Source organism: Streptomyces sp. P9-A2, assembly GCF_036634175.1.
In the GTDB taxonomy this organism is placed as follows: domain Bacteria; phylum Actinomycetota; class Actinomycetes; order Streptomycetales; family Streptomycetaceae; genus Streptomyces; species Streptomyces pratens.
On record NZ_JAZIFX010000001.1, the window covers coordinates 2,356,873 to 2,370,324 of the forward strand.

Consider the following 13,452-nt stretch of genomic DNA (forward strand, 5'->3'; position numbering starts at 1 on the left):
GTCACCCCGCCACCTTCACGGTCGTGGTCGCGCCCCACAGGGCGAGCGACAGGAAGAAGTCGGTGACGCTGATCAGCACGATGGCGTTGCGCACGGACCGGCCGACCGCGATGCCGACACCGGCGGGGCCGCCCGAGGCGCGGTAGCCGTAGTAGCAGTGGGCCAGGATCACCATCACGCTGAAGATCAGCACTTTCAGCACGGAGAGCAGGACGTCCGTGGGCGAGAGGAAGAGGTTGAAGTAGTGGTCGTAGGTGCCCCGGGACTGGCCGTTGAACAGGACGGTCACGTAGCGGGACGCCACGTAGGAGGAGAGCAGCCCGATCGCGTAGAGCGGGACGATGGCGACGACGCCGGCGATGATGCGGGTGGTGACCAGGTAGGGCATGGAGCGGATGCCCATGCCCTCGAGGGCGTCGACCTCCTCGTTGATGCGCATGGCGCCGAGCTGGGCGGTGAAGCCGGCGCCGACGGTCGCGGAGAGGGCGAGTCCGGCGACGAGCGGGGCGATCTCGCGGGTGTTGAAGTAGGCGGAGACGAATCCGGTGAACGCGGCCGTGCCGATCTGGTCGAGGGCCGCGTAGCCCTGGAGTCCGACGACGGTTCCGGTGAAGAGCGTCATCGCGATCATCACGCCGACGGTGCCGCCGACGACGCCGAGGCCTCCGGTGCCGAAGGCGACCTCGGCGAGGAGGCGCTGCACCTCCCTGAGGTAGCGGTGCAGGGTCCGCGGGATCCAGACCAGGGCCCGGGTGTAGAAGAGCAGTTGGTCGCCGGCGCGGTCGAGCAGGGCGAGCGGGGAGGCCATCGCGCTCAGCCTCCCTTCGGCGGGACGATCTGGAGGTAGCCGGCCGTCATCACCATGTTGACGAAGAAGAGCAGCAGGAAGGTGATGACGACGGACTGGTTGACGGCGTCGCCGACGCCCTTGGGGCCGCCGCGCGGGTTGAGGCCCCGGTAGGCGGCGACGATGCCCGCGATGAACCCGAAGACCAGCGCCTTGAGTTCGCTGATGTACAGGTCGGAGAGCTGGGCGAGGGCGGAGAAGCCGGCCAGGTAGGCGCCGGGGGTGCCGCCCTGCAGGACGACGTTGAAGAAGAAGCCGCCGAGGGTGCCGACGACGGAGACCAGGCCGTTGAGCAGGACCGCCACGCCCATGGTGGCCAGCACCCGGGGCACGACCAGGCGTTGCACGGGCGAGACGCCCATGACCTCCATGGCGTCGAGTTCCTCGCGGATCTTGCGGGAGCCGAGGTCGGCGCAGATGGCGGAGCCGCCGGCGCCGGCGATGAGCAGGGCGACGATGAGCGGGCTCGCCTGCTGGACGACGGCGAGGACGCTGGCGCCTCCGGTGAACGACTGGGTTCCCAGTTGCCGGGTCAGGGAGCCGACCTGGAGGGCGATGACGGCGCCGAAGGGGATCGAGACGAGGGCGGCGGGCAGGATGGTGACGCCCGCGATGAACCAGAACTGTTCGACGAACTCGCGGAACTGGAAGGGTCTTCGGAAGACGGCGCGGCTCACTTCGGCGGTGAGCGCGAAGAGCCGGCCGGTCTGCCGCAGCGCGCCGGTGATCATGCGCTGCTCCCGGTGGCGGGCATCGGCAACGTGGGTGCCTGGGCGGGGTGCGTGGAGGTCTCCCGGATGGCGGAGCGCGCGGCGGGCGGCAACCGGTCGAGCATGCCCATGACTCGTTCGCGCCGTCGGGCGACGGCCCGGCGCGGCGGGAGGCCGGGCGAGGGCTCCAGCTGCGGGACGATCCTGCGGGGCCGGACCTCGGCGGCGGCGGTGCCCGCCTCGGCGGCGAGGGTCGCCGCGTCCTTCTCCTCGGACATCCCGATGGGTCCCTCGCGCCGGCCGTCGAGGAACTGGGCCACGACCGGCTCCTCGCTGGTGAGCAGCACCTCGCGCGGGCCGAAGGTGACCAGCTCGCGCCGGAAGAGCATCCCCATGTTGTCGGGCACGGTGGCGGCGATGTCGAGATTGTGGGTGACGATCAGCATCGTCGCGTCGATCTGCGCGTTCAGGTCGATCAGCAGCTGGGAGAGGTAGGCGGTGCGGACCGGGTCGAGCCCGGAGTCCGGTTCGTCGCACAGGACGATCTGCGGGTCCAGCACGAGCGCGCGGGCCAGGCCGGCCCGCTTGCGCATGCCGCCGCTGATCTCCCCCGGCAGCTTGCCCTCCGCGCCCAGCAGTCCGACGATCTCGATCCGCTCCATGACGATGCGGCGGATCTCGGACTCCTTCTTGCGGGTGTGCTCGCGCAGCGGGAAGGCGATGTTGTCGAAGAGGGACATCGACCCGAAGAGGGCCCCGTCCTGAAACATGAGACCGAACAGTTTCCGGGTCTCGTAGATATCCCTCTCGGGACTGTTCACCATGTCCACCCCGTTGATGAGGACACGGCCCTGCTCGGGTTTGAGCAGCCCTATGAGCGACTTCAGGAAAACGGTCTTCCCGGTGCCGGACGGTCCCAGCATCACGCTCACCTCTCCGGCAGGAAGAGTGAGTGTCACGTCCCGCCAGATACTCTGCTTACCGAAGGACTTGGTCAGGCCCTCGACCACCACTTCGATTCCCATATCACCTCCAGCGGACGCAGGTCTGATGTGCGCTGCGGGCGCACGTTAAGTCGGTGCGGAGCGTCATGACAACGGGCGCGGCGCCGGATTCCCCTCCCCTTTCCGGAACTTGTCACCGCGCAGACAACCCGCCCGGCCGCACTTGTCTCCGGGGAGACAGGGGCAGGGTCCCGCGGCTCCGGGGGTGCGGATCCGCGAGACCCTGCCTACGGACGTCCGGGCCCGGTGGGAGGGTGAGGCCGGAAAGCATCCGCCGCGGCTCCGGCCGACGGGGGCCACCGACCTGGAGCCGAGCACCGCACCGGCACGTTACGGCCCAGTAACCTCGGCGGGCAATACCGGGATCCGAGTTTTCCGGGATACCCACTTCAGCCATCCGGAACCTGTCAGCGCGCAGCTAAAAACGCCCCGGAAATTGTCATCGGGTGAGCAGGGCCGCTCGGCGGCGGGCGGCGACCGGCGAGATCACGTCCCGCCGGACGAAACGTCGACATTGACAGCCCATGACTAAAAAGACCTGTGCACCACTCACCCCGGACACAGATGTTTCCACTTTCAAAAGAATCATGAACAACGGCATTGTTCGGCTAAGTTTCCCGCGAGTAACGTCATTTCCCGCGGACAGGGAACACCGAGCCGCGGGCCGCACGGCCTTCCCTCGATCGACCGGCCACGGCCCACCTCTGCCGGCCAATCCACAAGGAGTCCTGACGTCATGAAGAAGAACACGAGAAGGTTCGCAGTCGTGGCGGGTGCGGCCGCGGCCGCCTTCGGTCTCGTCGCCGCGCCCGCCTCGGCGGTGCCCTCCACCACCTGGACCGTCACCCCGTCGGGCAGCTACACGGCGACGAACAGCAGCAACATCGTGCTGACCGCCACCATCCCGATGACCTGCACCACCTCGAGCGCGTCGGGCACCATGGCGAGCACCACGGGCAACCCGGCCACCGTCGCCGCCATCAACGCCATCAACTTCGGCACCGCCGGCTCCCCGTGCACCAGCGTCCTGGGCAACGTCACCACGGTGGCGGTCACCCCGTGGACCGTCGTCGCGCAGGACTACACCGCCGCGACCGGCGTCACCAAGGGCTACGTCGGCAACGTCACGGCCAACGTGACCGCCGGCGCCTGCAAGTTCACGGTGACGGGCAAGGCCTCGGCCACCTACACCAACTCCACCGGCATCCTGGCCGTCAACAGCGTCTCCGGCGACCTGGCCGTCAGCTCCAGCCCCGCCCCCGTCAACTGCGGCGCGGTGGTCACGCCCACCACCAAGCCCACCTTCAAGGGCAACTACGCCATCAAGGCGTCGAACGGCACCATCCCGAAGATCGTCGGCAGCAACCCGTAAGGCGCCACCGGTCCGCGTCCGCCCGGCCGGCATTCCGGCCGGGCGGACGCGGACCGTGCGTGCCGGACCTCGCCGATACCGGCGGTCGGTTCCAGGTTCCAGGTTCCGAACGACTCGAGCGGAGCAGCGTTGAGAGACACCCGTACCGTCACGTCCCGGCCGTCCCGCGTCCGCGCCAGGAGCGCGGCGATCGCCGCGTTCGTCGTGCTCGCCGCCATGGTTCCGGCCGCGGCCTCCGCCGCGGGCACCCAGGAGGTCGACACCGAACTTCCCTACGTCTGTGCGCTCCCCTCGGGAGAGCGGCCCGCGACGGTACGGATCTCGGCGGACTTCCCGGACCGGGCGAAGGCGGGCGAGGCGTTCTCGCCCACCGATGTCACCACCACCGTGGAACTCCCGGCGGAGGCGGTCACGGACCTCACCGCGCTCGAGGCCACCACCGCGCGGGCAGCCACCCGCCTCACCGTCGGCGTCGCCCAGAACGAGGCCACGGCCGAGGCGACCTGGCGCGGCACCGCGGAACCGGTCACCCTTCCCGTGTCCGGACCGCTGACGCTGACCGCGACGGGTGACGTCCCGTCGGTGACCGGGCAGAGCGAAGGCGAGCTGACGTTCTCCGCCGGGAACCTCGCCGTCGACCTGTCGCTCGGCACCGCGGACGAGGACACCACCGGTCCCGGGACGCTGACCGTCGACTGCTCCCCCGCCGAAGGCGCGCCGGCGAAAGGGCCGCTGGCCACCGTGCCGGTCGGTACGGACACGGCGGAGCCGAACGGCTCGCCGTCCTCGTCCGATCCCTCCCCCGATCCCTCCCCCGGGACACCGGGCCCCTCCTCCGGGACACCGGACGAACCGGAGGACCGACAGGGGGACCGCGCGCCGAGGGTGGCGGAGACCTCGCCCGGCGCCGCCGCGGACCGTGACGCACCGCCGTGCCTCTACGACGACGAGCACCCGGCCACGTCGTCGTCGCTGAACGCCTACGCCACGGGCTACACCAACGTGAAGAAGCTGGACGCCGCCTCGTACCTGCCGGCGTCCTGCATGCTGATCGAACAGGGGAACCCCGTGGACGGCCCTGCCGACCCGGACCACCTCGTCTTCGACACCGTGTCGTACGCCGACTTCCACTACGAGGGACGCAAGGAGACGCCTCCCTTCGAGAGCACCTTCCTGGCTTTCGGCTTCACTCCCGTGAAAGCCACCATGGTGCTGAAGCAGACGGGCCCCATCACCATCCACTCGCGCATCAAGCTGCGCTGGTCCGACTTCAGAACGATCACGGACACCTACGTCCGGGCTCCACTGACCCTCCATGTGACCGACCTCGAGGTCAACGGAACCCCTCTGGACGTCGGCCCCGGCTGCAGGACCGAGAAGTCCCTCACCTCCGTAGAGCCGGATCCCGCGCACCATCCCGGTGACCACCTGGTGCTGTACGGCAGGGGCGAGCAGGACCTCGGCATGCCGGCCACCGGCTACCTGCTCCTGTCCGGCGGTGTCCTGTCCGGTGAGGCGACCGTCCCGGCCTTCACCGGCTGCGGCGCCGGCGGCGAGAACCTCGACCGCCTCCTCACCGCCTCCGTCTCCGGTCCCGGCAACCAGATCAAGCAGGTCCAGGGCCAGACCTGCAGCATCGCCAATCCGGTGTTCGGAGACGAGTTCAACGCACCCCAGTGCACCGGCGACCTGCAGCCGCACGTGATCCCCGTTCCCGAACGCTGAGCCGCTCCCCCTCTCGCCACTGCCCCTCTCGCCACTGCCCCTCCTCCACGGAAGGCCCCACCATGCCCCTGCTCTCCACCCGCACCCGGCTCGCGACCGTCTCCGCGCTGACCGCGCTCGGCGCCTTCGCCTCCATGGGCACCGCCACCGCCGCCGACCCCGCGCTGAACGGCGAGTGGGCACCCTTCACCCGCTGCCCCGTGAACGCCCCCGCGATGCTGGCCGCGGACGGCCTCGAGAAGACCCCGCAGTGCGTGGTCTCCACCTCCGCCGGCGGCACCATCAAACTGGGCGAGACCACCGTCGTCACCGGGAAGACCGACCTCCAGCTCGGCATCGTGCAGAACGCGGACGGCACCAGCAGCGTGGTCGCCCCCTCCTCCGGCGCGCTCGTCGCCGACCCCGCCACCGTTCCCGGCGGCCTGCTCGGCCTGATGTGTCCGAGCGACATGCCGGTGATCACGGCCATCTGCAAGTCGCTCGACAACTCCTCGCTCAACAGGATCACCGCCACCATGGAGTCCGTCGGCGCGCCCTACGCCTTCGACCAGACCGCGGGCATCCTCACCGACCTGCCGATCGTCGCCCTCCCGGTCCGCATCCACCTGGAGAACCCGCTCCTGGGCAGCAGGTGCTACGTCGGAACGGCCGCCAACCCCATCCTCCTGCGCCCGGAGAACCGCAACTACCCCGAGTTCGGGATGAGCTTCTTCCAGGGTGACGGCACCCTGGACGAGGCCGGTGAGATGAGCCGGATCAACCTCACCGGCGCCACCCAGAACGACAGCACCTTCGCGGTCCCCGCGGCCACCGGCTGCGGCCTGAACGTCGGCCTGATCAACGCGGCGGTCAACGCGAAGACCGGGCTGCCCTCCGCCTCGGGGCACAACAGCCTCACTCTCAACAGCACCCGGACCGGCCTCACCGGCCTCAACGCGCCCGGGACCGTCGCCCCCGACGCCGGCAGGGTGCTCGCGGAGAACTGGCACTCCGCCGTCAATTGACGTGCTCCCTGGCCTAAAGTCCAGGGATTCCGGCCTGGCTCGTCTGAGCCTTCCGGGGGCTTCCTGCTTCAACGCGCTGTGCGGGCACGTGTGCCCGTCTTACCGGCGCTCCACAGGCGTTTAGCGTCTCTGCCCGTCCGGCGGCGACGATGCGGCGTCCTTCGAAAAGGACGTTGCGGGCTGCGTTGTGGTCGCGGTCGTGCACGGTGCCACAGGCCCTGCACGTCCACTTCCGGACGTGCAGGGGCTTGGGGCCGTCCCTGAATCCGCAGGCCGAGCAGACCTGAGAGGACGGAAAAGCGCGGTCCACCTCGGCGAAGGTGCGGCCGTGCAGAGCCGCCTTGTACTCCAGCATGCCGACGAACGCGGACCATCCCGCGTCGTGCACGGACTTGGCGAGCCGGGTGCGCCCGAGGCCGGACACCGCGAGGTCTTCCACATACACCGCTTGGTTGTCGCGAATGATCTGTGTGGATGCCTTGTGGTGGAAGTCCCGGCGCCGGTCCGCCACCTTGGCGTGCTGGCGTGCGACCTTGACGCGGGCCTTGGCCCGGTTCTTCGATCCCTTGGCCTTGCGGGACAGCTCCCGCTGAAGACGCCTGAGCTTCTTCTCCGCCCGGCGCAGGAAGCGAGGACTGTCGATCTTGCTGCCGTCGGACAGGACCGCGAAGGCGGACAGGCCGAGGTCGATACCGGACTCCGCCTCCACGTCCGGGAGGATGTCCGGCTCGGTGTCCACGACGAAGCTGAGGAAGTACCGGCCGCAGCTGTCTTTGGTGATGGTCAGGGACGTGGGTGCGGCCGGAAGCCGGCGCGACCACCTGGCCTTGAGGTCGCCGACCTTGGCCACGTACACCGTGCCGTCGCTCTTCAGGGAGAAGGCGTTGGTGTTCAGGCGGATCGACTGCCGGGTGTCTTTCTTCGATTTGTAGCGGGGCGGGCCGACCTTGCGGCCCTGCCGCTTGCCCTTGACCGAGTCGAAGAAGTTCTTGTAGGCGGTGTCCAGGTCTCGCAGGGACTGTTGCAGGACGACCGCGGAGACGTCGGCGAGCCAGGAGCGTTCCTCAGTGCGCTTGGCCTGGGTGATGCGAAGCCGGGACAGTTCGGCCGACTTCACGTACGGCTCTCCCGCCGCGTGTGCTTCCTTCCGGTCGCGCAGGCAGTCGTTCCACACCACGCGGGCACACCCGAACGCACTGGCCAGCGCACGGCGCTGGGCGGTGTCCGGGTAGGCCCGGTAGTTGTAGCGAAGCTGCACAAACCGTGACACTACTACGATTTGATCTCATGGAGGGGCAGAACGACTACAGGCGTGGCAGGCATGTCGTTTCGGCGATGCGTGTGCACGTGGTCTTTGTGACGAAGTACCGGCGCGGGGTGTTCAACGACGAGATGCTGACGCGCTGCGAAGAGATCACGCGCAAGGTCTGTGAGGACTTCGAAGCAGAGCTGAAGGAGTTCAACGGCGAACGCGATCACGTCCACCTCCTGGTGCACCACCCGCCCAAGGTCGCCGTCTCGAAGCTGGTCAACAGCCTCAAGGGAGTCTCCGCCCGCCGGATACGGCTGGGGGCACCTCCCGGCCGAAGACTGGGGGAGAGTTCACCGGCCGGATCAACCGCGCCATCATGCACGGGCACCTGTGGTCGCCCTCGTACTTCTCCGCATCGTGCGGCGGAGCACCGTTGGCGATCGTCCGCCAGTACATCGAGCAGCAAAAACGTCCGCTCTGAAGTGCACGTCAGAGCAGCGTCGAGATGCATTCATCCCCGGCGTGAACGCCAGGGCCTTCTGCAAGAGTCCCGGTAACAGCCACCGAACGGCGGTTCCCGGCCGTCCCACCGGACGGCCGGTGCCGCCGTACGCCACTTCTGCTCAAAGCGTGTACAAGGCAACCGAGTTGATTTAGCTTCAGCGTGCCAGAACGGCGTGACCTCATGGACCCGGCCGGACGTCACTCGCCCTCCGGCACAACGGCGCCCGGCCGGCCACCCCGCCGGACACATCTGAGAGCGAAGGGTGGCTCATGCCCTCGATCACACGGTCACCGGAGGCCGGGGAACCGCTCGGCCCCCTCCCCAGACAGTTCGCGGCCTTCATCCGGCCGGAACTACCGGGGCTGCTGAACGAGATACGGGCGGAGGTCACCCGCGCCTACCCGGTGTACGGCCGGCTGTTCGACGGCCCCGACGGGGACGCGATCCGCCAGGGCGTGGAACATACGCTGGCCGTCTTCGTGGACCGGGTGGCCAACCCCGGCCAGAGCTCGAAACCGCGGGACGAACTACTGCGCAGGTTCGGCCGGGTCGAGGCCTACGAGGGCCGTGACCTGGAGACCCTGCAGGGCGCCTACCGGCTCGGCGCCCGCATCGCGCTGCGCCGAGCCAAGACGGTGGGACGCCAGCACAACCTCTCCCCCTCCCTCGTCCTCACCTTCGCGGACGCCCTCTTCGCATACGTCGAGGAGCTGGAGGCGATCACCCGCGAGGGGTACGCGGAGGTACGGGAGCGGAGCGCGTCCGAGGTGTCCGCGTTACGAAGACAGCTGTTGCACCTGATCCTGGCCGCACCGCCGCTGCCCCGGGCGACCGTCTCCGAACTGTGCGAGGCCGCCGCCTGGGAACTGCCCCGGGAGTGCACCCTCGTCGCCCTCCGCCCCCCGGTGCCCCACCACATCCAGGCGGGTCTCGACGACGACGTCCTCGCCGGCCTCGACGTCCCGCAGCCGCATCTGCTCGTCCCCGGGAGCCTCACCCCGCAGCGCCTCACCATGCTGGGCACGGCCCTGGCCGGCACCCGCGCCGCGGTGGGCCTGACCGTACCGCTCGCGCAGACCGCCGACTCCGTGCGCTGGGCCCGCCGTGTGCTCCAGCTCGTCGACGACGGTGTCGTGCCCGACACCCCGCTGATTCGCTGCGCGGACCATCTGACGACCCTGTGGCTGCTCTCCGACCCCGCCCTCGTCGACCACCTCGCCGCCCGCGAACTGACCCCCCTCGACGGGCTGTCCCCCAGCCGGCGCGACCGGCTCGTCGAGACCCTCCGGGTCCACGTCTCCACCCGGGCACCCGCCGAACAGGTCGGCGGGATACTGGGCGTCCACGCCCAGACCGTCCGCTACCGCCTGCGGAACCTGGACGGCTACCTGGGCGACACCCTCAGCGACCCCGATCGCCGCTTCGCGCTCGAAGCGGCCCTGCGCGCCCTCCACCTGCGCGGCGGCGCCGGCCAGGAGTGACGTCCCGCGGCCGGCCCCCTCCCCCGTCGCCCGGGCCGGCGCGCCCACGCACCGTGCGGTGGTACGACGGGCGCCGCGTCCGGGGGTGGGGGCCTGCGGTGGAGACCGGCGTGCGACCCGTGCGGCCCGTGCGGCCCGTTCCGCCGGGGCCTGGACGCACGGGCCGCTCGCTGTCGCCCCGTCAGGAGCCGGGGCACTCCTTCCAGGCCATGTGGTAAATCGTGCTGATGTCGCCGTCGGTGGAGTCCATCGCACGACGATCTTGTCCGGGGCCGGGTCCACGGACCCGGTCGACGGGTTGTGCAGGGGGCGACGGAAACAGCCCGCGCACACGTCACCCGTACCGGGCGAAACGGACGTACCGGGAACCTGGCGTGAACACCGGGGTGCCCAGGCGTAGACAATGGCCCACCAGGACCACCCGTCACGGCGGACCAGAACCACCCGACGGCACCACCCGCGGCCCCATGCGGCCGCACCAGCGGCACACCAGGAGGCGGCTCCCTTGGAGCTCAGCAGGCGTACCTTCACCGCGCTGGCCGGCACGGCGGCGCTCGGCCTCGCGCTGGCCGGCAGCGGGGCGGCGACCGGCACGAACGGGACGCGTACCGTGCCGACGGGGCCGCCGCCCGCCCCGCCGCGCGCGGACGGCAGGCGGCACGAGGTCGGCTTCGACCGGTACTCGCTCCTCGTCGACGGCCGGCGGCTGGTGCTCTGGTCGGGCGAGATGCACCCCTTCCGGCTGCCGAGCCCGTCACTGTGGCGGGACGTGCTGCAGAAGCTGCGTGCCCACGGCCACAACGCGGTGAGTCTCCCCGTCCCCTGGAACCTCCACTCCCCCGCGCCCGGCGAGCACGACTTCACCGGGGTGCGCGACCTCGACCTGTTCCTCACGACGGCGGCCGAGGAACGGCTGTACGTCGTCCTGCGCCCGGGGCCGTACCTCGGCACCGCCGACCTCGACGCCGGCGGCTTCCCCGGCTGGCTGACGGTCGCCGAGGGCGCGGCCACCGCCGCGGACCCCGCGTATCTGGAGCACGTGGACGCGTGGCTGGGCGCCGTCGACGCCATCGCCGTCCGGCATCTGTTCACCGGGGGCGGCGGCACCGTACTCCTGTACCAGATCGAGGACCGGTACGAGGGGCGGGGCGGGAGCGGCCCCGCCGACGCGGGCGCGGGTGCCTACATGTCCCACCTCTGCGGGAAGGTGCGCGCCGACGGGATCGACGTACCGCTGTTCCACAACGACGGCGGCGCGGACGGGCTGTGGGCGCCCGGGACCTTCCCCGCCGGTACGGGCAAGCGCGGGGAGAACTGGCTGTACGGGTTCGAGTCCTCGCCCGTGCCCGGTGAGGTGCCGGCCGATCTCGGGCACTTCGGCAGGCGCGGGACGGGGGCCCGGGCCAGTGAGCGCACTCCCGGGTTCGTCGCCGGGGCGGCCGTCGGCGCGTCCGACCCCTGGGGCGGGGTCACCTCCGGGGGCAGGGGGTACATCGAGGTGCGCGGGAGGTGGGACCCGGCGTACGAGCGGAGCAGTCTTCTCACCGGCCTCGCCAACGGGATCACCCTGCACAACACGCGCGTGGCGGCCGGCGGGACCTCGTGGGGGTGGCTGGCCTCGCCGCACGTCTACACCTCGTACGACTACGGGGCGCCGATCGACCACGCGCGGCGGCCCACCGCCAAGATGGCCCCGCTCCAGCAGCTCGGGCATCTGCTGCGGACCGTGCCGGACCTCGCCCGCCTCGAACCGGCGCCCGCGGTGCGGCCCGAGGACGAGCGGCTGACGGTCTACCACCTGGCCAACCCCGACACCGACGCCCAGGTGTACGTCCTGCGCAACGACTCCGCGGACGAGGTCCGGTCGGCGCTGCCGGGCACCGGTGTCGACGTACCCGTCACGGTCGGCGCGCGGGACGCCAAACTGATCGCCACCGGGCTCCGGCTGGGACGGCGGCGGCTGGCGTTCACCACCGCGCAGCCCCTGTTCGGCGTGCGGGCCGGACGCCACGACATCGCCGCGTTCGTGGGCCGGGCCGGCGAGACGGCCCAGATCGCCCTCGACTGCGACGTCCAGCCGCTGACCAACCGACTGGACCCCGAGCCCGCGTGGTCCTACGACCGGGGCCGGCTGAACGTGGTCGCGCCGCTCGGGGCGGGCGGGCTGAGCCGGGTCCTGATCGAGGGCGGCGACTCCGACACGCCGATGCTGCTGCTGTTCGCCGACGACGCGACCGCCCAGCGGCTGTGGCCCCACGAGACCCCGTCCGGCCCGCTGCTGGTCTACGGTCCGACGCTGCTGCGGTCGGCCACGCTGAGCGGCTCCACCGTCCACCTCACCGGCGACAACACGGGCCAGACCGGCCTGGAGGTGTGGGCGCCGCGCGGAATCACCACCGTGACCTGGAACGGGCAGCCGGTGCGCACCACGGTCAGCAGGTCCGGGGCCCTGGTGAGGGAGGGGCTGCTGCCCGGCACGCCCGCGCCGTCGCTGCCCGCCCTCACCGGCTGGCGGCGGCGGGCGGAGAACCCGGAGTCCGCGCCGGACTTCGACGACGCGCGGTGGACTGCCGCCGACCGGACCGCCTCCCCGGCCGCCACGCCCGTGCCGGAGGGACAACCCGTCCTGTTCGCCGACGACTACGGCTTCCACTACGGCGACGTCTGGTACCGGGGGCACTTCGAGGACGCGCGCGACGCCACGTCGGTGTCCCTGTCCTACAGCACCGGCACGCAGGGGCTGCTGATGGCCTGGCTGGACGGGAAGCCGCTGGGCACGCACCGGATGCCGGTGCCGGACCAGGACACGGCGGGCCGGGGAACCTGGACCGCGACCGCGACGTTCCCCGTGCCCGGGAAGCTGCGCGGGCGCGGCGAGCACGTCCTGTCCGTGCTCGTACGGCGGATGCAGCAGGAGGGGGACACGACAGGCACGGCAGGCCCCGCAGGCGCGCGGGAGCCCGCGGCCGGGCGCGGCACGCGCCGGGCGGCCCGTGGACTGACCGGCGTCGCCTTCGAAGGGGCCTCCCCCGAGGTGAGCTGGCGGATCCAGGGGGCCGGGGCGCCGGACCGGGTGCGCGGGGCGCTGAACAACGGCGGGCTGTACGGGGAGCGCGAGGGCTGGCACCTGCCGGGGTACGGCGGCGACCGGGACCGGAGCGCCTGGAAGGCCGTGGACCGGCCGCGTGAGGACCGGCGGCGGCAGGGGGTCACCTGGTACCGGACGGAGTTCCGCCTCGACGTCGCCCCGGACGTGGACGCGTCGGTCGGGCTCGTCCTCGAGGACGACCCCGGGCGCGCCTACCGCGTCCAGATCTTCCTCAACGGCTGGAACATGGGCCAGTACATCAACGACGTGGGCCCGCAGCACACCTTCATGCTGCCGAACGGGATCCTCCGCACACGGGGGAGCAACACACTGGCCCTGGCCGTACTGTCCGACGGGACCACACCCTCGGGGCCGGGCGAGGTGCGGCTGACCCTGATGGGCGCGGCGCGCGGCGGAGTGCCGGTGGAGGCGGTGGAGTCACCGGGACGGTGACCCTCGCGCCT

At 71.0% G+C, this 13,452-nt stretch carries 9 protein-coding genes and 1 pseudogene; 6 read left to right on the forward strand and 4 right to left on the reverse strand.

Features of this window, described 5'->3' with window-relative positions:
- Position 1 precedes the first annotated feature (1 nt).
- From V4Y04_RS10680 to V4Y04_RS10690, 3 genes are read right to left on the reverse strand one after another with little or no spacing between them, the layout of a single operon-like run.
- Complete coding sequence (locus V4Y04_RS10680) at positions 2 to 808, reverse strand: MlaE family ABC transporter permease (RefSeq protein WP_332427289.1); 807 nt, start codon at positions 806 to 808, stop codon at positions 2 to 4.
- A 5-nt stretch (positions 809 to 813) separates the two neighbouring features.
- Complete coding sequence (locus tag V4Y04_RS10685) at positions 814 to 1,578, reverse strand: MlaE family ABC transporter permease (protein WP_332427290.1); 765 nt, start codon at positions 1,576 to 1,578, stop codon at positions 814 to 816.
- A complete protein-coding gene (locus tag V4Y04_RS10690) occupies positions 1,575 to 2,582 on the reverse strand; it encodes an ABC transporter ATP-binding protein (protein WP_332427291.1) in 1,008 nt (335 codons plus the stop codon). Before V4Y04_RS10690 ends, V4Y04_RS10685 begins: the two co-directional genes overlap by 4 nt.
- Before the next feature lie 715 nt (positions 2,583 to 3,297).
- Here V4Y04_RS10690 and V4Y04_RS10695 point away from each other — a divergent pair.
- From V4Y04_RS10695 to V4Y04_RS10705, 3 genes are all read left to right on the forward strand, one after another.
- The gene (locus V4Y04_RS10695) at positions 3,298 to 3,933 is read left to right on the forward strand and encodes a hypothetical protein (RefSeq protein ID WP_332427292.1); all 636 of its coding nucleotides are present in this window, start codon (positions 3,298 to 3,300) and stop codon (positions 3,931 to 3,933) included.
- Between the two features lie 129 nt (positions 3,934 to 4,062).
- Positions 4,063 to 5,658 (forward strand): DUF6801 domain-containing protein, encoded by a 1,596-nt coding sequence (locus tag V4Y04_RS10700; RefSeq protein ID WP_332427294.1) that lies wholly within the window; start codon positions 4,063 to 4,065, stop codon positions 5,656 to 5,658.
- Positions 5,659 to 5,720: 62 nt separating this feature from the next.
- Positions 5,721 to 6,662, forward strand: coding sequence for a hypothetical protein (locus V4Y04_RS10705; protein WP_332427295.1), 942 nt, complete (start codon positions 5,721 to 5,723; stop codon positions 6,660 to 6,662).
- A gap of 13 nt (positions 6,663 to 6,675) precedes the next feature.
- Here the strand turns inward: V4Y04_RS10705 and V4Y04_RS10710 are convergent, their stop codons facing one another.
- Entirely contained in the window at positions 6,676 to 7,920 is a 1,245-nt protein-coding gene (locus V4Y04_RS10710) for an RNA-guided endonuclease InsQ/TnpB family protein (RefSeq protein ID WP_332427297.1), read from the reverse strand.
- A gap of 29 nt (positions 7,921 to 7,949) precedes the next feature.
- Here V4Y04_RS10710 and tnpA point away from each other — a divergent pair.
- The 3 genes and pseudogenes from tnpA to V4Y04_RS10725 all read left to right on the forward strand — a co-directional run bounded on the left by tnpA (position 7,950) and on the right by V4Y04_RS10725 (position 13,441).
- Positions 7,950 to 8,395 (forward strand): annotated as a pseudogene (gene tnpA / locus V4Y04_RS10715) (IS200/IS605 family transposase).
- Between the two features lie 293 nt (positions 8,396 to 8,688).
- On the forward strand, positions 8,689 to 9,900 hold the full coding sequence (locus V4Y04_RS10720) for a helix-turn-helix domain-containing protein (protein WP_332427298.1): 1,212 nt from the start codon (positions 8,689 to 8,691) through the stop codon (positions 9,898 to 9,900).
- A 505-nt stretch (positions 9,901 to 10,405) separates the two neighbouring features.
- Entirely contained in the window at positions 10,406 to 13,441 is a 3,036-nt protein-coding gene (locus V4Y04_RS10725) for a glycoside hydrolase family 35 protein (protein ID WP_332427299.1), read from the forward strand.
- Positions 13,442 to 13,452 lie beyond the last annotated feature (11 nt).

Coding starts and splice junctions, on each gene's coding strand:
- V4Y04_RS10705 (WP_332427295.1), top strand. CDS start 5,721: ATGCCCCTGCTCTCCACCCGCACCCGGCTCGCGACCGTCTCCGCGCTG.
- V4Y04_RS10695 (WP_332427292.1), top strand. CDS start 3,298: ATGAAGAAGAACACGAGAAGGTTCGCAGTCGTGGCGGGTGCGGCCGCG.
- V4Y04_RS10720 (WP_332427298.1), top strand. CDS start 8,689: ATGCCCTCGATCACACGGTCACCGGAGGCCGGGGAACCGCTCGGCCCC.
- V4Y04_RS10685 (WP_332427290.1), bottom strand. CDS start 1,578: ATGATCACCGGCGCGCTGCGGCAGACCGGCCGGCTCTTCGCGCTCACC.
- V4Y04_RS10680 (WP_332427289.1), bottom strand. CDS start 808: ATGGCCTCCCCGCTCGCCCTGCTCGACCGCGCCGGCGACCAACTGCTC.
- V4Y04_RS10690 (WP_332427291.1), bottom strand. CDS start 2,582: ATGGGAATCGAAGTGGTGGTCGAGGGCCTGACCAAGTCCTTCGGTAAG.